The sequence below is a fragment of the Thiocapsa roseopersicina genome (genome assembly GCF_900106925.1).
Lineage (GTDB): Bacteria > Pseudomonadota > Gammaproteobacteria > Chromatiales > Chromatiaceae > Thiocapsa > Thiocapsa roseopersicina.
In genome coordinates this window covers 22,057-45,427 of the sequence record NZ_FNNZ01000016.1, presented here as the reverse complement: position 1 = coordinate 45,427, position 23,371 = coordinate 22,057, and the positions used below count along the sequence as shown (strand labels likewise).

General features: G+C 65.9%; 22 protein-coding genes. 10 read left to right on the top strand and 12 right to left on the bottom strand.

Annotated features, from left to right (window positions below):
- Positions 1-478 precede the first annotated feature (478 nt).
- Positions 479-1,189 carry a DUF3581 family protein gene (locus tag BLV04_RS16230; RefSeq protein WP_093034474.1) on the bottom strand — a complete coding sequence of 237 codons (711 nt, stop codon included), beginning with the start codon at positions 1,187-1,189 and terminating at the stop codon, positions 479-481.
- A gap of 632 nt (positions 1,190-1,821) precedes the next feature.
- On the opposite strand from BLV04_RS16230, the gene BLV04_RS16225 reads away from it, so the two are divergent.
- Positions 1,822-2,244: a hypothetical protein gene (locus tag BLV04_RS16225; protein ID WP_093034471.1), complete on the top strand. Its 423-nt coding sequence runs from the start codon at positions 1,822-1,824 to the stop codon at positions 2,242-2,244.
- A gap of 365 nt (positions 2,245-2,609) precedes the next feature.
- Here BLV04_RS16225 and BLV04_RS16220 read toward each other — a convergent pair whose 3' ends face one another.
- Together BLV04_RS16220 and BLV04_RS25275 are read right to left on the bottom strand one after the other, a co-directional pair.
- Positions 2,610-2,918 (bottom strand): helix-turn-helix domain-containing protein, encoded by a 309-nt coding sequence (locus BLV04_RS16220; protein WP_093034468.1) that lies wholly within the window; start codon positions 2,916-2,918, stop codon positions 2,610-2,612.
- Positions 2,905-3,225: a type II toxin-antitoxin system RelE/ParE family toxin gene (locus BLV04_RS25275; protein ID WP_093034465.1), complete on the bottom strand. Its 321-nt coding sequence runs from the start codon at positions 3,223-3,225 to the stop codon at positions 2,905-2,907. Before BLV04_RS25275 ends, BLV04_RS16220 begins: the two co-directional genes overlap by 14 nt.
- 424 nt (positions 3,226-3,649) lie before the next feature.
- On the opposite strand from BLV04_RS25275, the gene BLV04_RS16210 reads away from it, so the two are divergent.
- The 4 genes from BLV04_RS16210 to BLV04_RS16195 all read left to right on the top strand — a co-directional run bounded on the left by BLV04_RS16210 (position 3,650) and on the right by BLV04_RS16195 (position 7,717).
- Positions 3,650-4,432: a 3-hydroxybutyrate dehydrogenase gene (locus tag BLV04_RS16210; RefSeq protein WP_093034462.1), complete on the top strand. Its 783-nt coding sequence runs from the start codon at positions 3,650-3,652 to the stop codon at positions 4,430-4,432.
- Between the two features lie 94 nt (positions 4,433-4,526).
- On the top strand, positions 4,527-5,174 hold the full coding sequence (locus tag BLV04_RS16205; RefSeq protein ID WP_093034459.1) for a CoA transferase subunit A: 648 nt from the start codon (positions 4,527-4,529) through the stop codon (positions 5,172-5,174).
- 5 nt (positions 5,175-5,179) lie between these two features.
- The gene (locus BLV04_RS16200; RefSeq protein ID WP_093034456.1) at positions 5,180-5,833 is read left to right on the top strand and encodes a 3-oxoacid CoA-transferase subunit B; all 654 of its coding nucleotides are present in this window, start codon (positions 5,180-5,182) and stop codon (positions 5,831-5,833) included.
- Positions 5,834-5,884: 51 nt separating this feature from the next.
- Entirely contained in the window at positions 5,885-7,717 is a 1,833-nt protein-coding gene (locus BLV04_RS16195) for an SLC13 family permease (protein WP_093034453.1), read from the top strand.
- Between the two features lie 24 nt (positions 7,718-7,741).
- On the opposite strand, the gene BLV04_RS16190 is transcribed toward BLV04_RS16195, so the two are convergent.
- The 4 genes from BLV04_RS16190 to BLV04_RS16175 form a co-directional block, all read right to left on the bottom strand.
- Entirely contained in the window at positions 7,742-8,065 is a 324-nt protein-coding gene (locus BLV04_RS16190; protein ID WP_093034450.1) for a type II toxin-antitoxin system RelE/ParE family toxin, read from the bottom strand.
- Complete coding sequence (locus tag BLV04_RS16185; RefSeq protein ID WP_175534663.1) at positions 8,062-8,355, bottom strand: type II toxin-antitoxin system Phd/YefM family antitoxin; 294 nt, start codon at positions 8,353-8,355, stop codon at positions 8,062-8,064. Before BLV04_RS16185 ends, BLV04_RS16190 begins: the two co-directional genes overlap by 4 nt.
- Before the next feature lie 160 nt (positions 8,356-8,515).
- Positions 8,516-9,463 carry a phosphate acetyltransferase gene (locus BLV04_RS16180; RefSeq protein ID WP_093034444.1) on the bottom strand — a complete coding sequence of 316 codons (948 nt, stop codon included), beginning with the start codon at positions 9,461-9,463 and terminating at the stop codon, positions 8,516-8,518.
- A 321-nt stretch (positions 9,464-9,784) separates the two neighbouring features.
- Positions 9,785-11,131: an FAD-dependent oxidoreductase gene (locus BLV04_RS16175; RefSeq protein WP_093034441.1), complete on the bottom strand. Its 1,347-nt coding sequence runs from the start codon at positions 11,129-11,131 to the stop codon at positions 9,785-9,787.
- 282 nt (positions 11,132-11,413) lie between these two features.
- On the opposite strand from BLV04_RS16175, the gene BLV04_RS16170 reads away from it, so the two are divergent.
- Together BLV04_RS16170 and BLV04_RS16165 are read left to right on the top strand one after the other, a co-directional pair.
- A complete protein-coding gene (locus BLV04_RS16170) occupies positions 11,414-13,156 on the top strand; it encodes an FAD-dependent oxidoreductase (RefSeq protein ID WP_093034438.1) in 1,743 nt (580 codons plus the stop codon).
- Positions 13,157-13,258: 102 nt separating this feature from the next.
- Positions 13,259-14,380, top strand: coding sequence for a baeRF11 domain-containing protein (locus BLV04_RS16165; protein ID WP_093034435.1), 1,122 nt, complete (start codon positions 13,259-13,261; stop codon positions 14,378-14,380).
- An 82-nt stretch (positions 14,381-14,462) separates the two neighbouring features.
- Here the strand turns inward: BLV04_RS16165 and BLV04_RS16160 are convergent, their stop codons facing one another.
- The gene (locus tag BLV04_RS16160) at positions 14,463-14,960 is read right to left on the bottom strand and encodes a universal stress protein (RefSeq protein WP_093034432.1); all 498 of its coding nucleotides are present in this window, start codon (positions 14,958-14,960) and stop codon (positions 14,463-14,465) included.
- 143 nt (positions 14,961-15,103) lie between these two features.
- Between BLV04_RS16160 and BLV04_RS16155 the strand changes: the two genes are divergently transcribed.
- Entirely contained in the window at positions 15,104-15,685 is a 582-nt protein-coding gene (locus tag BLV04_RS16155) for an HdeD family acid-resistance protein (RefSeq protein ID WP_093034429.1), read from the top strand.
- Positions 15,686-15,804: 119 nt separating this feature from the next.
- On the opposite strand, the gene BLV04_RS16150 is transcribed toward BLV04_RS16155, so the two are convergent.
- Genes BLV04_RS16150 through BLV04_RS16135 form a run of 4 tightly spaced genes read right to left on the bottom strand, consistent with a single transcriptional unit; the run spans position 15,805 to position 20,105 of the window.
- The gene (locus BLV04_RS16150) at positions 15,805-18,051 is read right to left on the bottom strand and encodes an FUSC family protein (protein ID WP_093034426.1); all 2,247 of its coding nucleotides are present in this window, start codon (positions 18,049-18,051) and stop codon (positions 15,805-15,807) included.
- Positions 18,052-18,073: 22 nt separating this feature from the next.
- Positions 18,074-19,060 (bottom strand): efflux RND transporter periplasmic adaptor subunit, encoded by a 987-nt coding sequence (locus tag BLV04_RS16145; RefSeq protein ID WP_093034423.1) that lies wholly within the window; start codon positions 19,058-19,060, stop codon positions 18,074-18,076.
- 39 nt (positions 19,061-19,099) lie between these two features.
- Positions 19,100-19,321, bottom strand: coding sequence for a DUF1656 domain-containing protein (locus BLV04_RS16140; RefSeq protein WP_093034420.1), 222 nt, complete (start codon positions 19,319-19,321; stop codon positions 19,100-19,102).
- A 1-nt stretch (position 19,322) separates the two neighbouring features.
- Positions 19,323-20,105, bottom strand: coding sequence for a hypothetical protein (locus BLV04_RS16135; RefSeq protein ID WP_093034417.1), 783 nt, complete (start codon positions 20,103-20,105; stop codon positions 19,323-19,325).
- 175 nt (positions 20,106-20,280) lie between these two features.
- Here BLV04_RS16135 and ilvB point away from each other — a divergent pair, with 175 nt between their 5' ends.
- Positions 20,281-22,014 (top strand): biosynthetic-type acetolactate synthase large subunit, encoded by a 1,734-nt coding sequence (ilvB, locus tag BLV04_RS16130; protein WP_093034414.1) that lies wholly within the window; start codon positions 20,281-20,283, stop codon positions 22,012-22,014.
- Between the two features lie 55 nt (positions 22,015-22,069).
- Positions 22,070-23,122: a WD40 repeat domain-containing protein gene (locus tag BLV04_RS16125; protein WP_093034412.1), complete on the top strand. Its 1,053-nt coding sequence runs from the start codon at positions 22,070-22,072 to the stop codon at positions 23,120-23,122.
- The last annotated feature ends 249 nt before the right edge of the window (positions 23,123-23,371 follow it).

Here is a 23,371-nt window from a genome sequence, read left to right as displayed (position 1 = left end):
ACCGGCAGGGCACGGCGCCACGCTCCGACCCCATCATCGGCATCTTCGTCCAGGTCGAGTCGTCCTGCTTCATCCCTCTGTTTCGTATGGGTCCGAGACGACTGCGAGACTCGGGCTGTCGCTCGCTTTGTTCCCCGGGAATGTCTCAGAACAATCCGCGCTGACCCTGCCGGGTTCGTCCACCGCTGCTGCGGGGTGCCTGCGAGCGAGACGGTCTTGGGTCGGCTCGGGCGATCCTCACGGCAGCAACCGGCCCAGCGTCACCGATCGATAGCAAGGCAGTGACGGCCCCATCCTGTTAGCGATCCGTCGCGGCCGAAACATGGAGTTTTTAGCCCAAACCGCACAAAAACCCCACTTTGGAAGACTGCATCACCCTGCCCGACATGGATTGCAGCCTGATGCTTGCCGACGTCCACGAGCGGGGGGCATTTCCAGCTCAGCCCGAGCAGCCCCCGAGCCAGCATCCATGAGGCGGTCAGATGCCAGCCAGATAGGCTGCCTTCCACCCGGCATAGCGCTCGACCAACCCCTGTAACGCCTCGGGCTCGTAGACCCGCAAGCCACTCAGGATCAGGGTCTTCGCGCCCTGCCCGACCGGCTCCCCGGCGGCCGTCAGGCGGAACCCGAGTCGGGCCTCGCCGCGCTTGCCCGTGACCTCCAGCTCGGTCGATTCCAGAGCAATGTCCAGGTCGGGGCAGTCCAATCGGTCCAGCTCGAACGACATCCGGTCATAGATCACCAGCGGCCGATCCGGGTTGATCATCACACCCTGCTGCTCCATGAGCGGCACCAGAATGTGCGGAAAATTCCGACCCGAAAAGGCCACGTAGCGGCGCACCAGCGATTCAATCATGACCGGATCCCCGGTCACCTGTCCCGAACGCTCGACCTCGAGACAGCGCTTGCCGTCGGTCGTCTCGACCACGACGCCGGCGCCGCTCTGAATGACGTTCAATGCGGCATCCGCTCCGACCATTCCGGTGAAGCGAAAGGTCATCCGACGTGCAAGGCCGCATCTGGCGAGGACAAGTGCAAAGAGAAGATCGCCGGGGGCACAGAAGCGCGGATTCGTCGCATCGTGGATCGGATTGAAGTCGCCCGCGACCTCCTTGGCGAAGGCGCTGCCTTGCTGCGCGGAGATGCGTAGCGTGCCGTCTTCGGCCGCGCGGAAAGGATCGAGAAACATAGCTCAAAGCTCCGAGGTCCGGGAGGCCGGACGACCTGCCGCCCAGGCGAGGAAAGGACATCGACCGCGCGAGGGGTCGGGTTGGCGCTGATTGCACTCGGGGAACACCGGCGCTTCGTACCCACGCGCCACGCGGTTCATCCCCGCAGACGCGGGGAACACGTGGAGAAGCAAGCCCGCGCCGGCGCCCCGGCAGTGTCGAGGTTAAGCTTGGATGCCGTTTCAGATCCACTACGAGACGTTGGTGTTGGACAACGCCGCCCCACAATCAGCGAGAATAAGCCATGATCCAATGCCACGTTCGAGTCCGCTCCGTCCTACCGTGCGGACGTGCTCTCTCCCCGGTCAGCCTCGCCGCGGATACGCAGGCGTGCGACGCACGGCCACGCAAGGACAGCATCGCGACCGCAGATTACAGCTGGCAGACCACCGGTGCATGCGAGTCGAGCCGACAAGGGGCCGTGGGTTGTGCCGGATACACCGAGGCCAAGCCCCCTGCAACGAGGACCGAAACACCTCCGGCGCGCAATGCGAATGGGTGGTGTCGGAAAAATGCGTAGCGCGATGACGACGGGCGTGCACTCAGGACGCGTGACGTGTTTGGGTAAGCCTATTGAACAGCGGAGACGGGGATGCCGCGGCAACAGAGCTTCATCGACGGCGAACGGATCCGGAAGGCTCGCACGCTGCGCCGTGTCGAGCCGATCTATGAAGTCCTCGCGCAAGCGCTCGCAACGATTCCTGATCTTCGCTTCATCAAGCTCTTCCCGGGAAGGCTGAGTGCCTCGAACCAGCTGTCGACGGATGGGAAGCAGAGTCCAGTCGTGGCGGTCGGCGCCGCGGGGATCATCGGCGTCGAATTACTGATCGACACGAAAACCCACGTGGTGCAATTCTACGGAATGACTTCCGCGCAGCAGGGCTGTGGGCGAAAGATGGTGGAAACCGTTGTTGCCGCCACACCCTCGGACTGGTTCCTCGCCGTGCCCTTTGACTGGAGCTGCGGTTTCTGGGCGCACATGGCGGATGAATACCCGCGAATCCAGATATTCTGACGCCGTGCCAGGCCCTGCAGGCACGCTGCCGATCCCGAGTATGACCGAAGCGGATACCGCGGAGTGCCTCCTGACAGGCTGATTCGCGTTTAATCAGACGAGCCGTTTAGTGTCGAGCAAAGGCGGCTGGCGACCCAGACCGACCGACGAGCCGAGCCAACCGACCAATCGCCGTGTTCCGGGAAGCCGTCAACGGTCGTTCGCAGCGTGGTGACTCCTCAATCCTGATACCGGTCACCCGCCGTCCAGCGACCGATGGACCGGTCACAACCCATTCCGGTCAGTCGCTCTATTTACGCGAGCGATCCGGAAGGCATCCAAAGCGGACACTCTCTCAGGCGATCATTGAGAGGACGGAGGGTTTTTCAGGCGACCTGGTCGAGAAACAGCTCGCGAAGAACCTCCGGGCGTTCCTGTGCCACACGAATGAGCGATCGCGCCGCACCGCTCGGCTCGCGCCGACCCTGCTCCCATTCCTGCAGCGTCCTGACCGACACGCCTAGGAGCCTCGCGAACTCACTTTGGGACATCTTGACGCGATAGCGTGCGAGCCCCACCGGGCCGTGGATTGCGCCCACCTTCTCGGAGTTCATCTCGCGAATGGACTCAAGCAATTCAGCGCCGATATCACGATCGGCGTCTCTTGCGAGCAGCTCTTGTTCAGTCTTCGGCATGATCCAGCATCTCCCGCGCAGCATTGAGCACATGCGCTGGCAAGTTGTCTCGCGCGCTCTTGGCGTAAATCAAGAGGAGCCAGATGCGCCCGTCTGCCAGCCGGTTGTAATAAATGACCCGAACACCGCCTTGTTTTCCGCTACCGGACCGGGACCAACGGACCTTGCGCACGCCACCGGTCCTCGGAACGACATCACCTGCAAGCGGGCTGCCCGCAATCCAGGCGCAGAACTCCCCACGCTCGTCCTCCGTCCAGTAGTCGGGCCAAAGGCGCGAAAAGGAGGGTGTTTCCACAACGGTTAGCATGGCATGATTATACGTCAATGCCGCATAAAGCGCTTGGGTGCCTGCTCTACGTCGCTGGGCAGACAGTCATCGAGACTGCAGCTGTTACCGCTATTGGCTGACAGCGACCATTCGGGGTTGCGAGGCCGAGCGGCCGCCACAGACCGCTCCTGGGGCGGAGCCGCCGCCCGGCGCGTCGGGACCCGTGACCGGGCAAGGTCGATTCCAGATCTCGCTCGGCATCCGTTACGCGGTCTCCCGGTGTGGGATAGATGGTCGATGGCGAGGTGGGCGATTACTAGAAGTTCGTGGCGAAATAGTTTTAGAAACAACACTTTCCGGGTACGCATCGGTTCGCGTTGCCGAGCCCGGGCTCTTATGGCACGCTTGCCGGCGGATTTGACCGGCGGTCACTATTGAAAGCGTGAATCATCTGGAGGCTCGCATGTTGAACGGAAAGGCAGCGGTCGTGACGGGCTCGACCAGCGGGATCGGCCTCGGTATCGCGAAGGCCCTCGCCGCGGACGGCGCGGACATCCTGCTGAACGGCCTGGGCGATGCGCAGCAGATCGAGGCGCTACGCGAGGAGCTGGCGGCTGAGTACGGCGTGAAGGTTGCCTACTGCGGCGCGGACATGACCAAGCCCGCCGAGATCGAGCGCATGATCGAGACGGCAAACCGCGAGCTCGGCAAGGTGGACATCGTGGTGAACAATGCCGGCATCCAGCATGTCGCCCCCGTGCATGCGTTTCCGATCGACCGTTGGGATGCGGTGATCGCCATCAACCTGACGGCACCTTTTCTCATCACGCGTGCAGTCCTGCCGGGGATGCTGGAGCGCAACTGGGGCCGGATCATCAACATCGCCTCCACCCACGGTTGGGTCGCATCGGTCGACAAGTCGGCCTATGTCGCGTCCAAGCACGGCATCATGGGCTTCACCAAGGCGGTCGCCTTGGAGACCGCCACCACCGGGGTGACCTGCAACGCCATCTGCCCGGGCTGGGTTCTGACCCCGCTGGTGCAGAAGCAGATCGACGCCCTCGCCGAGCGCGAGGGGCTCTCCGAAGAGGACGCCACCATCGAGCTGCTCGGCGAGAAGCAACCCTCGCTGCAGTTCACCAAGCCCGATCAGCTCGGCGCACTCGCGGTCTTTCTCTGCTCGGAAGGCGCGGCGAACATGCGCGGGATCGGGATTCCGGTCGACGGCGGCTGGCTGGCCCAATGATCGAGCCGGCAACTGAGCCGGCACCCTATCCGGGAACCGCCCCGGCAGTCGGTCCCTTCACCCGCTCGAGCACGCGCACCAGGAGACACCCATCGTGAAGCGCATTTCGCTTGAAGACGCCGTCGCCTTGATTCCGAACGGAGCCAGCCTGGTCATCGGCGGGTTCATGGGGGTCGGAACACCGGAGCGGATCTGCGACGAGCTGGTGCGGCAGGGTAAGCGCGACCTGACGGTCATCGCCAACGACACCGCGCTCCCCGGCGTGGGCATCGGCAAGCTGATCACCGCCGGGCTCGTGCGCAAGGCCATCGTGAGCCACATCGGTCTGAATCCGGAGACCCAGCAACAGAAGATCGCGGGCACCCTGGAGGTGGAGCTGGTCCCGCAGGGGACCCTGATCGAGCGGATCCGCTGCGGCGGCTACGGACTCGGCGGCGTGCTCACGCCGACCGGTGTCGGCACGCTCGCCGAGGAGGGCAAGCGCAAGATCGAGGTCGAGGGTTCGGAGTATCTGCTCGAAACACCGATCAAGGCCGATTTCGCGCTGGTGCACGCCATGTTCGCCGATTACACGGGAAACCTGCGCTACGTCCTGACCGCCCGCAATTTCAACCCGATGGCCGCGATGGCCGGCGCGACCGTGATCGCGACCGCCGACCATATCGTCCCGGTCGGGGTCATCCCGCCGGACGACGTCATGACGCCTGCCGTTATCGTCGACCACCTCGTCGCGAATCTCTGACCGCCATGAACGCACAGACCATCATCGCCAAGCGGATCGCGCTCGAGCTGCGCTCGGGCATGCTCGTCAACCTCGGCATCGGGATCCCGACCCTGGTCGCCAACTATGTCCCGGACGGGATCCAGGTCTATTTTCAGTCCGAGAACGGACTGATCGGTACGGGCCCGGTCCCGGAGGAAGGCTTCGCGCATCCGAAGCTCACCGACGCCGGCGGCAAGGCGGTCTCCGCACTGCCCGGCGCCTGTACCTTCGACAGCGCCGTCTCCTTCGGGCTCATCCGCGGCGGGCATGTCGACATGACGGTGCTCGGAGGATTGCAGGTCGACGCCGCGGGCCTGTTGGCCAACTGGATGATCCCGGGCAAGATGGTTCCGGGCATGGGCGGTGCGATGGACCTGGTCACCGGCGCCAAGCGCGTTGTGGTGGCAATGCAGCACACGGCGAAGGGCAAGCCGAAGATCGTCCCAAAGTGCAACCTGCCGCTGACCTCGGCACGCCCGGTCGATCTGATCGTCACCGAGATGGCGGTCCTCGCGCTTTCCGACGGCCGCCTCAAGCTGATGGAGATCGCCCCCGGCGTCAGCGTCGAGCAGGTGCTGGCGGCGACCGAGGCGGAGCTCGAGGTACCGGCGGATGTGCCCGTGATGCCGATTCGGTAGACCCGCAACACCCGGAGCTGAATGGCGCAAGTTCCGCGCCTAGGGGGACTTGTGAATCTTGAACTGCTCCTAGTTCTGGCCCTGTTGGTCGGTGCCATTCTGATGTTCAGCCTCGGGCGGCCGCGGGCCGATGCCGTGGGTCTCCTGATGATGGTCGGGTTGCCGTTCACCGGGGTCATCACGGTTCGCGAGGCGATCGCCGGGTTCAGCAACCCGAACATCATCCTGATCGCGGCCATGTTCGTGATCGGCGAGGGGCTGGCCCGCACCGGCATCGCACAAGGACTCGGGGATTGGCTGGTCGCTCGCGGCGGCAAGAACGAGACCCGTCTGGTCGCCACGCTGATGTTGATCGTCGGCGCGCTGGGCTCGGTGATGTACTCCACCGGCGTGGTCGCCATCTTCATCCCGGTCGCGCTGCGCATCGCGCAGAGCACCGGCATGTCGCCGGCACAGGTCTTGATGCCGGTCTCCTTCGCCGCGCTCATCAGCGGAATGCTGACCCTGGTCGCCGCAGCACCGAACCTGATCGTCAATTACGAGCTGGTGCGCACCGGCGCAGAGGGCATGTCCTTCTTCACGCTGACCCCGATCGGCCTGCCGATCCTGCTGCTCGGCGTCGCCTACATGATGTTCGCGCGCCGCTGGCTGGGCACCGGCGGAGCGGACGGACAGCGCACCGGCGGGCGGCCGAGCCTGACCGATTGGGTCGAGACCTATCGCTTGGCCGAGCGGGAGCTGCGCGTGCGGGTGCGCGAAGACTCCCCGCTCGTCGGGCAACCGCTCGGCGCGCTCGCCCTGCCGGGCCATGCCGAGCTGGCGGTCCTCGCCGTGGAGCGCAGTCGGCCGTTCCACACCTGTCTCATCGGCCCGGATCCGACCACCGAGATCGCCGCCGGCGACATCCTGCTGATCGACAGCCCCACCCCGATCGCCTCACCGGACGCCCGCTGTGCGGACTTGGGGCTGGAGCGTCTCCCGCTGTCCGGGGCCTATTTCACCGACCAGGCACAAGGCGTCGGGATGGCCGAGGTCATGCTGCCGGCGGAGTCGCGCCTGGTCGGCAAGACGCTCGTCGAGCTGCAGTTGCGCGCGCAATACGATCTGACCGCGATCGGATTGCGTCGAGGCACGGTTGCACACACGCCCGAGCGACTGCGGGAGGAACGCCTGCAACCCGGCGACACCCTGCTCCTGGTCGGTGCCTGGAAGGCGATCCGCCAGCTACGCGGCGGCGGACGCGATCTGGTGGCGCTGAATCTCCCGAAGGAGTTCGACGAGGTGCTGCCGGCCGCGAAGCAGGCGCCCTTCGCATTGCTGGCGCTCGCCATCACCGTGACCCTCATGGTCCTGGATCTGGTGCCTGCGGTACAGGCAGCCCTTATCGGCTGCCTGTTGATGGGACTCTTCCGCTGTATCGATCTCGACAGCGCCTATCGCGCGATCAGCCTGCGCACCCTGGTGCTGATCGCGGGCATGCTGCCCTTCGGCATCGCCCTGGAGCGCACCGGCGGGATCGACCTCGCGGCCACCGCGCTGGTCGCACTGCTCGGCGACGCCGGACCCTATCTGATCCTGGCGACGCTCTATCTCATCACCGTGCTGATCGGACTCTTCGTGGTCGCGGCCGCCAACGCCGTCCTGGTGATTCCGGTCGCCCTCGCGCTGGCCGCCGAGCTCGGTGCCTCGCCCTACCCCTTCGCGATCATCGTCGCCTTGGCCGCTTCATCGGCCTTCATGACCCCGATCGCCCCGCCCAACGCGATGGTCGCAACCGCCGGCAACTACCGCTTCGGCGACTACGTGCGTGTCGGCCTACCGTTCGTCGTCGTCGTGATGGCGGTGTCGGTGGCCCTGGTGCCTTGGCTGTTTCCGTTTTACTGAACCGCGCCCGAACCCGCCCGTGCCTCAGTCAAAGCTGGGAAGTGGCCTGTCCTCCAAAGCCAGGTCGTCGAGCGGCGGTCGTCGATGGCCCTCGAACACCGTAAGAACAGCAACGGCATCGCCGTGCAAGCGATAGACGATTCTGTAATTTCCCTCGACCAGTTCCCTGAAATCACTGCCGGGAAGCTCGGGCAGGGTGCGCCCCAAGCCGGGGTGATCCGCAAGAGCCTGTGACCGATCGATCAATCGGTCGATAAACCGCTCAGCAGTGGCCGGATCATCCCTTGCGATGTACTCCTCGATCTCTGCGAGCCGCTCAAAGGCCTGATCGGTCCAGAGGACCTTCATGCGATGGAACGTCCTGCACGCCGCTCCGCGAGGCGCTCGCGAAGGGTTGCAATGTCAATGACCCGCCCGGCATCGGCGTCTCCGGCCCCGGCAAGCAGGGACTCGAAAAACCGCTCCCGATCACACATTCGATCGTATTCCGCCGGCGACAGGACGACGCCCGCGGCCCGACCGTTCTGCGTGATGACGAGTGGACCGGCGCCGTCGACAAGTCGCTTCAGATGACGCGCTATCTGAGTCTTGAACTCGCCGACAGGCACGATGCTTTCGGAAACCGAGATTGGTTGCATGGCCATCATTCCGCCTTGAATTAGGGCCTGAATTTAGGGCGGAATATCCTTTATGTCAAAGGTGTCCTTCTAAAACTTTAAACCGCGCCAGCTCCAACAATCGTCGAGTCTGCCGGGGCCGATCCCATCCAAAATCCTCACATACCGCGCTGGGCGCGGTTTAGACGACACCCTCGATCGCCGCAGCCTCCTTACGCCGGTGGGCCACCAACGCCGCAACGGCGCAGGAGGCGAGGCGGCTCTGGACCGAGTCGGCCCGGCTGGTGAGCGTGATGGGCACGCGTGCGCCCAGGACGATGCCCGCGGAGTCGGCGTTCATCAGGAAGGCGAGGCTCTTCGAGAGCAGATTGCCCGCTTCCAGATCGGGCACGACCAGGATGTCGGCGTGCCCGGCGACGGGGCCGCCGATTCCTTTGATCCGTGCCGCCTCCGGGCTGATGGCGTTGTCGAGTGCGAGCGGTCCGTCGAGGACGCCGCCGGTGATCTGACCGCGGTCGGCCATCTTACAAAGTGCCGCGGCCTCCACGGTCGACTGGAGCTTGGGGTTGACCTTCTCCATCGCAGACAGGATGGCGACCTTCGGGGTCTCGATCCCCAGGGCCCGCGCAAGATCGATCGCGTTCTGCACGATGTCGACCTTCTCCTCCAGGGTCGGGAAGATGTTGATCGCCGCGTCCGTGATGAAGAGGACATTCGCGTGACCGGGCACGTCCATGATGAAGCAATGACTCAGACGCCGGGCGGTGCGCAGTCCGGCATCGCGTTTCACTACCGGACCGAGCAGCTCGTCCGTACTGAGCGAGCCCTTCATCAGCATCTCGGCGCGACCCTCGCGTACCAAGGCGACGGCCTTCTCGGCGGATGCGTGACTGTGCTCTGCGTCGACGATCTCGTAGGGCGAAAGGTCGATCCCCGCGTCTGCCCCGGCGGCGAGGATCTTCTTGCGAGGTCCGACCAAAATGGGCGTGATGATGCCCGCCTTCGCGGCATCGACGGCCCCGCCCAGCGCCGCGGCGTTGCAGGGATGGACGACCGCGGTCGGTGCCGACGGAATGGTTTCGACGGCGAAGATCAGACGCTGGAAATTGGTGTGCGTGGCGGTGTTCATGAAGTCGGGCCCCTTGGACTTAAACCGCGCCCAGCGCGGTATGTGATGTTATTGGATGGGATCGGCCCCGGCAGACTCGACGATTGTTTAAGCTGGCGCGGTTTAAAGTTATAAAAAATATAAAATTTTAAACCGCGTCTCCACCAGGGCCGGTGAAGTCACCAAGGCCGAATACAACATGAAAATGACGGATGTCGCCCTGAACGCGGTTTAAACACGCTGGCAGAGATTGGGTCACGCAAGCAAGCCCAACACGGGCGATCACGGAGCCGGCCGATGCTGGCGACGCAATCGACCGCACATCCGTCGCCGGTCACGTACTCAATCGAGTGCTTTGCTCAACTGCGAAGCGGCAATCAGCAAGGGCGACCAAGAGGGACCGAACGGCGGCGCGTAAGCCAGGTCCATATCGTAGATCTGCTCCGCGGTCATGCCGGCATGGATCGCCGCCGCGGCGGTGTCGATCTTGTGCGCGGCCGCCTCGGGACCGACCATGCAGCAGCCGAGCAGCTTGCGCGTCTTGCGCTCCCCGATCAGCCAGACCGAGAGCTTGCCGCCGCCGGGGTAGTAGCCGGCACGGGTCGATCCGACGATCTCGGCGGTCGCGGTATCGAGTCCTGCCGCGTCGACCTCCTCGCTCGACAGCCCGGTGCGTGCGACCTCGAGCCCGAAGAACTTGAACACGGCCGTGCCGAGCACCGGAGGTGCCGGGCGTTTCAGGCCGAAGATGTTGTCGCCGGCAAGCTTGCCTGCCCGATTGGCACGCAGCGCGAGCGGAAACCAGACCGACTCCCCGGTGATGGCATGGATCGCGTCGGCGCAGTCGCCGGCCGCGTAGATGTGCTCGTCGGAGGTTCGTAGGTATTCGTCCACGGCGATCGCCCCGGCGGCCCCGAGCGCCAACCCAGCCGCAGCGGCCAGCTCGGACTCGGGTCGAACGCCGGTCGCGACCAGCACAAGATCGGCCTCAAGCGTCGCGGCGGAGGTCTCGACCAGGATGCCCGAGCCGGTTCGCTCGATCGCCTCGACCCGCGTCCCGGTCAGCATCTCGACCCCATGCGCCTTGGCCTCGTCGATCACGCGCGCCCGCAGTGTCTCTGGCAGCCAGGGCAGAATCTCGGGCAGGGCCTCCACCACGGTGACCGCGGCGCCCATCTCTCGGAAGTTCTCGGTCGCCTCAAGCCCGATATAGCCGGCGCCGATGACCACTACGCGCTTGGGCGGATGCGCCGCCATGGCCGCCTTGATGGCCCGCCCGTCGTCGATTGTTTTGAGCGGATAGGCGCCCTGCCCCCAGAGCGCGTCGAGCCCCTTGATCGGCGGCGCCCAGACCCGCGCGCCCGTGCAGATGATCAACTTGTCGTAGGCGAGCACGAAATCGCCCTCGGCGTTGCGACCGCCGACCTCGCGGCGGCCCGGATCGATTTTCAGGACCTCGTGGTCGAGACGCACGTCGATGTTGCGCTCATCTCGAAAACGCTGCGCGGAGATGACGAGCAGGTCGTTCATGTCCGTGTCCGGGGGAAGCTTGTACGGTAATCCGCAGGCGCCGTAGGAGACGTCCCGCGTCTTCTCCAGAACCAGGATCTCGGCGTCCGGACGTGTCCTTCTGGCCTGACTCGCCGCGCTCATGCCCGCGGCCACGCCGCCGATGATCACTACTCTCATATTTGCTCCTCGCGCCGGATCGCTTCTGGTCGGTTGCCGCGGCGATAGTAGCCGCGGGGCGAACCACCGACAAGGTCGCGGCAACGGGGTAAGCACCTGGATTCCCGGACGGCAACAGGCGCCATCGGTCGCGCACGGCCGGAGACGGGGCGGAACTCCGCTGCTCGAGTCGAGCGGCGCAGGTTCCGCGTTTCGGATAGAATCCAGCCGTCGACGTCAACAAGATGTCCCCTTGATCACATAGGGTTTCTTGGCTTAAACGAGAACGCAGGAGAATCCGCGGTGACAACCAGGACACAGGCGCACGACTCCCCGAGAATCCTGATCGTCGGCGGCGTCGCGGGCGGCGCATCGGCGGCCGCGCGGGCCCGCCGTGTCAACGAGCACGCCCGGATCATCATGTTCGAGCGCGACCCCTATGTGTCCTTCGCCAACTGCGGTCTACCCTATTTCATCGGCGGGGAGATCGCCGATCGCGCCCAGCTCCTGGTCGCAACGCCTGAGCTGTTTCGCGATCGGTTTCTGATCGACGCACGCATCCGCCACGAGGTGATCGCCATCCATCGAGCGACCAAGCGGGTCTTGGTCAAGAATCTCGACACGGGCGAGCAATACGGGGAGGGCTACGACAAACTCATCCTCTCGCCCGGTGCCTCGCCGATCGTGCCGCCGATCCCGGGTGCGACGGCACAAGGTGTCTTCAGTCTGCGCAACCTCGGAGACATGGACCGGATCATCGCCGGAATGGCGCACGCGAAAGAGGCCGTCGTGGTCGGTGCAGGCTACATCGGTCTGGAGGTCGCGGAGCAGTTCGTCCGTCGGGGTCTGAAGGTCACGGTCGTGGAGCTGCAGAACCAGGTCATGCCCTTCTTCGATCGCGAGATCGCCGAGCCGCTCCACCGCGAAAGCGAGCGCAACGGGGTGCGACTCGAGCTCGGCCGCGGTGTCGCCGCGATCGAGCAGACCGACGGGACCGTGTCCGGCGTGACCCTCGCCGACGGAACCCGGCTGCCGGCGGACCTGGTGCTGATGAGTGTCGGCGTGCGCCCGAACGTGGCGCTCGCGGTGGAGGCCGGGCTGACCATCGGGGCCAGCGGCGGCATCGCCACCGACGCTTACATGCGCACCTCGGACCCGGACATCTATGCGGTCGGGGATGCCGCCGAATACGCCTTCGGTCCGACCGGGGAGCGCATGCGGGTCCCGCTGGCCGGCATCGCCAATCGCACCGGTCGGCTGGCCGGGGAGCATGCCGCGACGGGTGCCTCGCGCCCGGCTCCCGCGGCTTGGAGCACCTCGGTCGTGCGCGTCTTCGGCTACGCCGCCGGGATCGCTGGTCTGTCGCTGCGCGCGGCACGGCAGGTCGGATTCGATGCGCGCGCGGTGCATATCGTTTCCTATCATCACGCGAGCTACTATCCGGGTGCGGCGCCGATCGGCATCAAGCTGGTCTACGAGGCAGGCACGGGACGCGTGCTCGGCGCGCAGGTCGTCGGTGCCGCGGGCGTGGACAAGCGGCTTGACGTCGTCGCAACCCTGATCCACTTCAAGGGGACGATCGAGGATCTCGGGGCGCTGGATCTCGCCTACGCACCGCCCTTCGGCTCGGCCAAGGATCCGCTGCACATGGCCGCCTTCGTCGCACAGAACGACCTCGACGGGCTCGCGCCGCTGATCCAGCCGGACGCGGATCTCTCCGCCTTCCAGGTCGTGGATGTCCGCGAGGCGACGGAGCTCGAGGAGCTTCCGCTGTACGACGCACCTCACGCGAAGCATATCCGACTCGACGACCTGCGCGACCGCCTCGGTGAGCTCGACCCCGCCCTGCCCACGGTGGTCTCCTGCCGTGGCGGGCAGCGTGCTTATGCTGCGGTGCGCATCCTGGCGCAGCATGGTTTTGCGGAGGTCTACAATCTCTCGGGCGCGGCGGCCATGCGGGACTTTGCGCTGAACCGTCGCTCCGGTGCCGAGCCCGCAACGCATGTCGACCTGCCGCGCCCCGAGCATCTGGTCGACGATGCCTGACAGGGCGGCCCGCCAAAGCGACCGCTCCTTTCTTCCCTACCCGTCCATACGCCGGACCGGCGTCGATCTCGCCGCCGGCCATCACCCCCGGAGAAACCACGCATGCTTTATCTCGATCTTCCGACCGCCGACGAGCTGGCCGACCTGGCCACCCAGCGCAACGACATCGCGGTGTCCATTATCCTGCCCACTACTCCGATCAGCACCGAAACGGACGCCGATCGCATCCTGCTTAAGAATCTGACCAAGGAAGCGCTCGCTCAGCTGGAGGCTGCGGGGGCCGACAAGCGGCGCGTCAACGATCTGATCGAGGAGCTGGACGATCTCGTCGAGGACGACGAATTCTGGCGTTTCCAAGCCCACGGCTTGGTGGTCTTCGCCACCCCGGACAATCTGCGCACCTTCCGCGTCCCGAATGCACTTGAGCCCTTGGTCAAGGTCTCCGACCGCTTTCATCTGAAACCCCTGCTGCGCTCGGTCAATTTCCGCAATAGCGGCTACGTCTTGGCCTTGGCCGACGGGGGCGTGCGCCTGATCGAGGTCTCGGCGGATCTGCCCGCAAGCGAGGTGAAGATCGCGGGGATGCCGACGGACGCCGCCTCGTCGGTCGGCGTAGCGAGCATCGCCACCCGCTCCTACAGCGGGCGCATCGGCGGATCAGAGGGCAAGAAGGTCCGGCTGCGGCAATATGCACGCAAGGTCGACGGCGCCCTGCGCGGACTCCTGGCCGGCAGCACGGCCCCCTTGATCCTGGCCTCGGTCGAGAACCTCGGCGCCATCTACCGCTCGGTCAACAGCTATCCGCACCTGGTCGCCGAAGGAATCGAGGGCAATCCTGAGCGGATGTCGGAAGCCGAGCTTGCCGCCGCCGCGCGCCCGCTGCTCGATGAGCTCTATCGATCGCAAATCGCCGACTGGAATGCACTCTTCCAACAACGCGCCAATGATGATCGGGCCACCACGGACATCGCCCGCACCGCACGCGCGGCAACCTTCGGCGCGGTGCAGAGCCTGCTGGTCGATATGGATCAGGTGGTGAACGGCACGGTTGACGACGCCGACGGCACCGTCACCTTCGCGGATGCCGCGAGCGCAGACACCTACGGGGTCATCGACGAGATCGCCCGCCGGGTGCTCCTGTCCGGCGGCGAGGTACTGAGCGTCCGTGCGCAGGACATCCCGGAAGGCAAGGCGCTGGCGGCGATCCTGCGATACGCAGCCTAAGAGCGACAACGGCCGGGTTTTAGCCTCCCGCCTCCCGCCTCCCGCACAGCCTAATCGAAGCTGGCGGCTGGCGGCTGGCGGCTCAGCTCACCACCGTTACCGGCCGATGCGCCGTACGGATCACCGCATCCGAGACGCTGCCGATAATCAGCTTTTGCATCTTGCCGAGACCCCGGCGACCCATCACGATCAAGGCGTCGGTTGCCTCCGCGGCGGCGACGATCTCCTCCCGCGGCTCGCCCCAGACGCTCTTCTCTTCGATTTTCAGGTCGTCCGCGTTGCCGATCGCATCCCGCGCCTTGGCAAAGGCAATGTTGGCCGCTTCGTGACTGATCGAGTCGATTTCCGTGCGCGGGAGATGCGCCATGCCCAACAGCTCGTTGCTGGTCGGGGAGAACACATGCAGCAGCTGGATCGGGGAGTCCGTGGCGCGGGCCAGATCGGCGGCGAACACGGCAGCGCGCGCGGCACCCTCCGAGCCATCCACCGGGACGATGATCATATTGTAGTGAGAAACCATGCGGTTAGAACCTCCTTTGCGCTTGAAAATCGAGCTGGCTGCAACGTCCGGACCGGACATGCGTACCTAAAATCGTCATAGGCCGCCAAGCCGGACCGGCGTATGCTTTCGCGTCGGTTCCGGACCCACCGTTACAGCGATCCGAGTCCGTCACCGGCTTCGACACAGCCTACCGAGCCAAGTGCCATTATAGGAGATCACGCATGGCAAACGACCTGAATACGCCCGTCTCGCAGCACCCCGTGTTCGGCGATCTGAGCCGCAATTGGGGATGGCTTCTCGCATTCGGCATCCTCTCCATCGTCCTCGGTACCGTGGGGATGGGGATGACGTTCGGACTCACGCTCGTCAGCGTCGTCTTCTTCGGGGCACTGCTGATCGTCGGCGGGACCTTTCAGCTCATCGACGCCTTCAAGTGCCAAGGTTGGAAAGGTGCACTTTGGCACGTTTTGATCGCGCTTCTCTATATCGCAGGCGGACTGCTCATCGTTGTCGACCCTCTGCTCGCCTCCGAAACCCTCACGCTGGCGCTCGCCGGCGTGCTGATCGCCGTCGGTGTGTCGCGCGTCATCATGGCCGTTCAGCATCGAGGACAGAGTGGCTGGGGCTGGCTCGTGCTGTCGGGCCTGATCTCGATCGCGCTCGGCGCCATGATCATCGCCAAGTGGCCGATGTCCGGCATGTGGGTCATCGGACTCTTCGTCGCCATCGAGCTGATCTTCAACGGCTGGGCTTATCTGTTCGTGGCGCTCGCCGCGCGTCGCGCCGGCAAGCTCGCGCGCTAGCCCCCCGGGTTGGGCCGCGCGACAGCGAGGCCCAACCTGCAACAGACCCAACCAGCCGCAGAACCAAGGCCCCCATCGATCCAAGTCGGATCTCGGCCAGCGGTATCACGCGCCGCTTCTCAGAAGCGGGGCACCCGCCAAGCCGCCCAGTCGATCGCATCCAGCGCCTCGGCCAACGTCCGCAACCCACGCGCAACCCCGATGTAGTGGCCCGCAATCCCGAGGATGTAGACGGCACCCGGCGGCGGGTCGCCGCCCCGGCGTATGGCATCGACGCGCGCGACCTCGGACAAGGCGAAGTCGCGATTGGCATCCAGCGCGGCTAGGCCTGCTCGTGTACGCGGTTGATCGAGCGTGCGCAGGAGCTCGCGCAGGGTGATCTGAAACGCCTCCCGCCAGTGCCGGCCGAAGTCCGTTCGCGGGCAGTTGTTTTCTCGGTCGGCGCCGCACTCCTCGCTCCAGCGGGCACGCGCCCGTTGGAGCGCGCCCAAGCGGATCAGCAGCGTCTCCACCGCATCCAACAGCGCATCGATCCGCTCCCGGTCGTTGGCGGGCGTCTGCGCGGCGTAGGCCATCGGGACGATCTCGGCCAACGACTGAAGGTCGGCACGCAGGCGCTGCTCGTAGCGCGCGAGCGTCACGACGAAGTCGGGGCGATTGCGATCGGCCAGATCGCCGAGTGCGCGGTCGAGCGTCGCGAGCAGGTCCCTCAGCGTCCGACGCAGATGTTCTCGAGGCGACCTGCCCCCGAAGATGCCGAGCAGGGTGATGCCGACGATGAAGCCGGTCAGGATACTGAGCATCAGGCCAAGATAGCCGGCGGCGCTGTAGGTTTGAGTCGGCTGGAGCTGGACCATCAGGATCGCCATCAGACCCGCGCCCAGGAAGAAGACGTTGCGCGGCGGGGGCAAGGCGTGGAAGAAATACAGGATCGGATAGTAGAAGACGAAGAGCACGAGCGACAGCGCGAGAAAGCCGTCCAACTGCGGCATCACCGCGAAATAGACCGGCGCCGTCAGCAAGGCCCCTGCCGCCCCGCCGATCGCGAGCCGGCGCGCACGCCGATGAACGGGGACATTCGCCAACGTCTCGACACCGACCACCACGATGACCATGGTCACCCCGATGACGCCGAACGGGGGCCATTGCAGCTCGATCCACAGCAAGGCCATCAACCAGAAGCCAACGGCGGCGACAAGCGCGTTGGGCAGTGCGCGTGCCATCCGCTCGGCGAGCGGCGGGCGTACCTCGGCGGCCAGCGCAGCAACCGGCAGCGAGCGCCCCGCGGCCAGAGCAACGGCAGCATCGGCAAGACGCTCGACACGCATGATCAGCCCTTTCAGGGCGAAGGCGGTCGCGTGCAGCAGGGCGCTCTCGGCGACGCCTTGGGGCTCGGGGCCGGCGGCGGAGAGTCGCCCGAGACACTCCTGCGCAGCGGACAAGGCAGCCGCCGACGGCTGTCCGACAACGGCGCCCGGATCCTGCTCGATCCGCTCGACGGCCGTGGCGAGATCGAGAAGCGCGCTGCCCAAGGCCGTCCGGTGCGGGGCACTCAGAAAGGCCCGCTCGCCCTCCGCTGCCAGGCGCAGGTTCTCGCCGAAGGCCATGAGCGAGCCGAGCACGGCGGCGAGCCCGTCGATCTGCGCCTCGTAGGTGCGTTGCAGACGCCGGAAACCGCCGCTGTCGAGTGCCGCGGCCGCGAGGATCTCCCGCAGTTGCACGGGCGCGCCGCGCAGGGTCTTCGGCGGCTGGGGCAGGCGTCCGTCCGCACCCGCCGAGACCGCCTCCCCGAGGCGGCTCATATGGTCGGCAAGCCGCGTCAGTGCCTCGCGATAGGTTCGGTCGTAGAGGGCACCGCCGGTGCGCGGCCAGAGGAGTCCGTTGATCACCAGCACCACCAGGATGCCGACCACCGCCTCGGTGCTGCGCGAGACCGCCTTGGCGAAGGCCATGCTCGGCTCCAGCGACGCATCCCCGGCGATGATCGCGGCGGTGATGGCGAGCATGAACCAGGCGTAGCCGTAACGGCTGTTGCGGATCATGTAGACCGACACCGCCACCACCAGGGAGAGCGCGCCGATCAAGGCCCAGCGGTCCTGGATCAGGAACGCCAAGAGCACGAGCACCAAAAACGCGCCGGCCAAGGTGCCGAGGACGCGCATGAGCCCCTTGCGCAGCGACGCGCCGAGATACGGCGTCTGCAGGAACAAGACGGCGACCGGCGCCAGGAAGGGATCCGGCAGTTGCTGCCAGAGCACGATGCCCCAGGCGGCGATGACGCCGAGCGTGGTCTTCAGCGCATTGAGCGCGGCGGCTGGGCTCCAGGTGCGCGCGAGCGGCGGCATGGCGGTGGATTGATCCGGCAACGCGCGCTCGTCGCTCGACCCGTCAGTCGGGGCCGGAGCCGGAGCCTGAGGCAGGGCCGGAGTCGGGGGCAACCGGTGGACGGGCGTCGAAGGCGGCGCCGATGGCCGCCGCGAGCGATGCCGACGCCGATGTCGTTGGATTGACGGAAACACTCGCGCTGTAGCCGACGCGCAGCACGATGCCGGCCGGCGGCTCGTCGAGACGAATACGGACCGGAATCCGCTGGGCAAGGCGGATCCACTCGAACATGGGCTCCACCTGGACCAAATCGCCCGGACCGGCCGCGGTGTTGCGGCGCTCGATCCCGAACGCAATGCTCTCGACACGACCCGTCAGCGGCTGGCTCGGATAGCCCATCAGCGTCACCGCGGCCGGGTCGCCGATGCCGATGTCGGGCAGGTCGGTCTCCTTGAAATAGGCTTCGACCCAAAAGGAGTCCGCTGCCACCAGCGCGACCTGCGGCACACCCGCCGCCGCAAAGGTGCCCTCCTTGAGCTGGAGGTTCGTGACATAGCCGTCCACCGGTGCCGTCACACGCGTGTCGTCGACGCGTGTCTGCGCAGTCGCCAGGGTGATCTCGGCCGCGACGACTGCGGCAGCCTTTGCTGTCGCAAGCGCCTGTTCGGCGTCGTCATCCGCCTCGGAGAGATCGCCGTCCGACCGAAGCTCGGCGCCTTCGCGGAGGTCCGCCGCCTCCGCGCGACGTAATGCAAGGTCGGCCTCCGCCTGCGCCAGAGCCTGTCGATACAGGTTCGGATCCAGCTCGAACAGGAGGTCGCCCTTGGCCACCTGCTGATTGTCGGCGACGTGCACCGCGGTCACCTGGCCACCGACCCGCGGCGCTACATGCGCCACGTCGGCCAACACCTGCGCGTCGCGGGTCCAGGGATGCGCCTTGGCCTGCTGCCAGGCCCAATAGACGGCGCCGGCGGCGATCGCGACCATCGACAGCGTCACCAGCACGCGCACGCTGTCCAGGATCCATTGCTTCGCGTCGGGGTTGCTCATGGGGTGCTCATCTGACGTTGCTCGGATGCAGGCGGCGGATCAGCCGAAAAACGACGGCACCAGGGTCGCGCCCACCAGGACGGTACAGGCGATGACCAGGGCGGTGAAGAACAGCGGCGGATGCCAGACGAAACGACTCAGCCCGGTGCGGTTTGCGAGTGCGGCCAAGGCGATTGCCAAGACAAAACCGAGCAGCGCTGCCAGTAGCCAAGGCGGGTAGTAGACGCCGTTCAGACTCAGCTCGACCGGACCGCTCGACACCTCAGCGCATCCAACCCTGCGGCGGCGGATAGCCGCCCGCCGGCACCGCCGGACGCTCGTACCCGGTCGGCGGATAGGCTTGGTAGGGACCGGGAGCGTACCAGGAGGGTTCGCCCGGGGGCTGCCGTGAGGCCGCGGGGGGCGGCTGATAGCTCGGATAGACCGGGGCATAACCCTGTGCAGGCATGGGCATGTAACCCGGCGGAACCGGCGGGTATGCCGGCGCCGGGCGTGGCGGCCCGCCAGTCACGGCGGGGCGGCTTATCGGAAGATCCGCGGACGGCACGGATGGCACGGCAGCGACCGGCCCGCGCCCACCCGCCTCGGCAGATGCGGACCGGGCCGAGATCGGACCCGCGGAAACAGCGGCCTGTGCTGCCGACTGATCCATCGCCGGCTCGATCGGCGCCTCCGACACCACTGCGGCCTGCGTCGATTCGGCAGGCGATGCGGGTGTTTCGGCGACGGCACCCTCGGCGGATGCCTCGACCGGTGAGGACACTTCAGCCGGTGGTTCGGTCGCTGCCGCAGCAGTTTCGACGGCGGGCGCGGCGACCACAGGCTCGGCGAGGGTCACCCGCCCGATCGGCGCGACCCGGTCCGCGATCTCCGGATCAAAGGCAACCGCCTGATCCGCCGAGCGCGCAAAATAGAAGTCCACGACGTACAGATAGAGCGACCCCGTCAGGGTCGCAACCAGGATCGAGACGACGAAGAGCCGCTCGTAATTCACCCGCTTCAGTCTTTCGAGCAGTCCTTCAAGCCGCTCAATGATCGCTTGCATCTACAACGTCCTCGATCGCGATTCTTCATGTCCCGGCACCCCGAGGTGCATGGGGACCGACCAGGCGCGGAGGATAACCGAAACCTCGGTTCGGTTGGCGATCCATCCTGCCCTTTGCGCCATGTGAGGGTATGATTATCGGCTTCTCAGCCGTTGAGCCCTGGTCATTCGCCCCATGAGCCATGCCCGCCGATCCGGAGCCGCCATCTTCTTCGATGTCCTGACCGACCTCGGGGTCGAGTATCTGTTCGGCCATACGGGCGGTGCGGTCATCCCCTTGCATGTCGAGCTCAACCGGCGGATGCGCCGCCGCGATCCGGCACCCAGGTTCATCCTCTGTCGTCAAGAGGGCGGCGCCGGTCATGCCGCTGAAGGCTATGCCCGGACGAGCGGACGGGTCGGCGTTGCGATCGCCACCTCCGGACCGGGCGCGACCAATCTGGCCACACCGATCGCGGACGCCTACAAGGACTCGATTCCGACGCTCTTCATCACCGGCCAAGTGCCGAGTGCGGCGATCGGCACCGATGCATTCCAAGAGGTCGATACCGTCGGTTTTACGCGGCCGATCTCCAAGCATAACTATCTGGTCAAGGATGTGCGCGACCTGGAGTGGGTGCTGCGCGAGGCATTCGCGCTGGCGACCCGCGGTCGGCCCGGCCCGGTCGTGGTCGACATCTGCAAAGATGTTCAGCTGGCCGAAACGAGCGGGCAGAACCCGCCCCGAATCCGCCATCGCGAGCCGATTGCCTTCGACCCGGTCAAGGCCGACGCCATCCTCGCCGCACTGGCCGCCGCCGAACGCCCGGTGGTGAAGGCCGGCGGCGGGATCATCCATGCCAACGCGGCAGCGGCGCTGCGGGCCTTCGCCGAGCGCTTCGCGGTCCCGGTCACCACCACCTTCAACGCACTCGGCGCCCTGCCCTTTGAGCTGCCGCACAACCTCGGCATGCCGGGCATGCACGGGACCATCCCGGCCAACTACGCACTGCGCGATGCCGACCTGATCCTCTCGCTCGGCGGGCGCTTCGACGACCGGGTCGCGGTCAAAGGTTTCGCCACGGGCAAGCGCATCGCGCATGTCGACATCGACCCTTCCGAGATCGACAAGACCATCGCGACCGACCTGCACCTGGTCGCGGAGCTCGGCGCCTTCTTCGAGCATGCCTTAAGCACTGGGCAGGCCGCCGACCATGCCGACTGGTTGGCCCAAATCGCGCAATGGCGCAAGCAGATGCCCAAACCCTACGGCCAATCCGAATACATCAAGCCGCAGGCCGTCGTGGAGATCATCTCGGAGCTGACGGCCGGTGATGCGACCCTGGTCACGGGTGTCGGCCAGCATCAGATGTGGTCGGCGCAGTATTATCGGTTCCGCCGGCCGCGCCAGTGGGTCAGCTCGGGCGGGCTCGGGACCATGGGCTTCGGTCTGCCTGCGGCCATCGGGGCCTGGTTCGCCGACCCGGCTCACCCGCTCGTCCTGATCGACGGCGACGGCAGCTTTCAGATGAACATCCAGGAGCTCGGCACCCTGGTCGCCAACCGAATCCCGCTGAAGATCTTCGTCCTGAACAACAGCTTTCTCGGGATGGTCCGCCAATGGGAAGACATGATGGACGAAGGCCATCACTACGAGACCTGTCTCGCCCGCGACGCGAGCTGCGACCCGGACTGCATGGATCTGGACCAGACCTGTCGGCGTCAGATTCCGAACCTGACCGGCCTCAAATATGTCTATCCGCGCCTCAAGACCCAGCGCATCAAGCATCCGAAGGATCTGCGCGAGGGCGTCGCCCAAGCGCTGGCCGAGCCCGGCCCGGTCCTGGTCGATGTCTGGGTCGACAAGGCCGAGAACGTCATCCCCATGGTGCGTCCCGGTCATCGGCTTGATCAGATGATCGAGTCCTGAGCCGGCGTCGCTCCAGCCTTTAGAATCCATTCGCATCTGTCAAAAGGAGACCGCGATGCCTACCCCACACTGGCGTTCCGTGCCGCGCACGGCCGCAACAGACACCATTTACGGACTCGCGCTGAGCCCCGACGGCCAGCGCCTGGCCACCGCAAGCTGGGACAGCCTGGTCAAGATCTGGGACGTCGCCGCAGGGCGCGTCGAGCATGAGATGCACGGTCACGACGGACGCGTCTACACCGTGCGCTTCCACCCCGCCGGCCACTGGGTCGCCTCGGGCGGCACGGACACCACCGTGCGTCTCTGGGACGTCGCCACCGGCGCCGAGCTCTGGAACCAAAGCGGCCACAGCAGCCTGGTCTACAGCGTCGACTTCCAGCCCGGCGGCGCACTGCTGGCGTCCGGGAGCGAAGACGGGACCATCTGCATCTGGAGATCCGCCGACGGCACCCTGGTACGCACCATCGAGGGACATCCGCAGTACGTGCAGGGCGTGGTCTTCTCCATCGACGGCACGCGTCTGGTCTCGGGCAGCCGCGACTGCACCATGGCGGTCTGGGATGTCGACTCCGGGGAAGAGCTGCTGCGACTCGACGTCGTCAACAACGGCATCAACAGCACCCAGTTCAGCCCGGACGGCACCCGGCTCCTGCTCAGCAACGTCGACGGCTCGATCGGTCTGTGGGATCTTGAGAAGGGCGGGCTCATCATGGAGATGGAGGAGCACACCTATCCGGTGTGGAGTGCCGTCTTCAGCCCCGACGGCAAGACCATCGCCTCGGGCAGCGCGGACAAGACGATCGTTCTCTGGGACGCCGTCACAGGTGCTGAGATGTCGCGTCTGACCGGCCACGAAAAGGACGTCTACTGCGTCGCCTTCAGCCCCGACGGCAAGTGGCTCTACTCCGGCAGCGTCGACAAGCACATCCGGGCCTGGAGCTTGGACAACTCCGATCCCCGGTGGGAGACCCTCAGCACCGCCTGGCAGACGGCGGAGGCCGAGGATGCGAAAGCCGCCGCCGAGGCCGCGCACGCACTGGCCGCGCAAGCGCCCGCGAAGGCACCCGCATCGGGACTCTTCGGACGGTTGTTCGGCGGCAAGCGCTGACGAGCAAAGCCGGCTAAACCGCGTCCAGAGCGACATGCGTCGTTTTCATTTTGCTTTTGGCTTCGGAGATGTCCTCGATCCCGGCAAGACGCGGTTTAGAATCTAATATTTTTGAATACTTTGAACCGCGCCAACAAATGACGCATAACGCACCGGGCGCGGTTTAATAGCGTGGCCAACCAAACCTTAACGGACTCGTGACACCCGCTCCGCGGTGTCACGCATCCCCCGTGGCGCTCCGCGCCACGT

Coding starts and splice junctions, on each gene's coding strand:
- BLV04_RS16200 (WP_093034456.1), top strand. CDS start 5,180: ATGAACGCACAGACCATCATCGCCAAGCGGATCGCGCTCGAGCTGCGC.
- BLV04_RS16160 (WP_093034432.1), bottom strand. CDS start 14,960: ATGTCCGGTCCGGACGTTGCAGCCAGCTCGATTTTCAAGCGCAAAGGA.
- BLV04_RS16185 (WP_175534663.1), bottom strand. CDS start 8,355: ATGCAACCAATCTCGGTTTCCGAAAGCATCGTGCCTGTCGGCGAGTTC.
- BLV04_RS16135 (WP_093034417.1), bottom strand. CDS start 20,105: ATGCAAGCGATCATTGAGCGGCTTGAAGGACTGCTCGAAAGACTGAAG.
- BLV04_RS16145 (WP_093034423.1), bottom strand. CDS start 19,060: ATGAGCAACCCCGACGCGAAGCAATGGATCCTGGACAGCGTGCGCGTG.
- BLV04_RS16180 (WP_093034444.1), bottom strand. CDS start 9,463: ATGAACACCGCCACGCACACCAATTTCCAGCGTCTGATCTTCGCCGTC.
- BLV04_RS25275 (WP_093034465.1), bottom strand. CDS start 3,225: ATGCTAACCGTTGTGGAAACACCCTCCTTTTCGCGCCTTTGGCCCGAC.
- BLV04_RS16125 (WP_093034412.1), top strand. CDS start 22,070: ATGCCTACCCCACACTGGCGTTCCGTGCCGCGCACGGCCGCAACAGAC.
- BLV04_RS16165 (WP_093034435.1), top strand. CDS start 13,259: ATGCTTTATCTCGATCTTCCGACCGCCGACGAGCTGGCCGACCTGGCC.
- BLV04_RS16230 (WP_093034474.1), bottom strand. CDS start 1,189: ATGTTTCTCGATCCTTTCCGCGCGGCCGAAGACGGCACGCTACGCATC.
- BLV04_RS16175 (WP_093034441.1), bottom strand. CDS start 11,131: ATGAGAGTAGTGATCATCGGCGGCGTGGCCGCGGGCATGAGCGCGGCG.
- BLV04_RS16155 (WP_093034429.1), top strand. CDS start 15,104: ATGGCAAACGACCTGAATACGCCCGTCTCGCAGCACCCCGTGTTCGGC.
- BLV04_RS16225 (WP_093034471.1), top strand. CDS start 1,822: ATGCCGCGGCAACAGAGCTTCATCGACGGCGAACGGATCCGGAAGGCT.
- BLV04_RS16210 (WP_093034462.1), top strand. CDS start 3,650: ATGTTGAACGGAAAGGCAGCGGTCGTGACGGGCTCGACCAGCGGGATC.
- ilvB (WP_093034414.1), top strand. CDS start 20,281: ATGAGCCATGCCCGCCGATCCGGAGCCGCCATCTTCTTCGATGTCCTG.
- BLV04_RS16220 (WP_093034468.1), bottom strand. CDS start 2,918: ATGCCGAAGACTGAACAAGAGCTGCTCGCAAGAGACGCCGATCGTGAT.
- BLV04_RS16190 (WP_093034450.1), bottom strand. CDS start 8,065: ATGAAGGTCCTCTGGACCGATCAGGCCTTTGAGCGGCTCGCAGAGATC.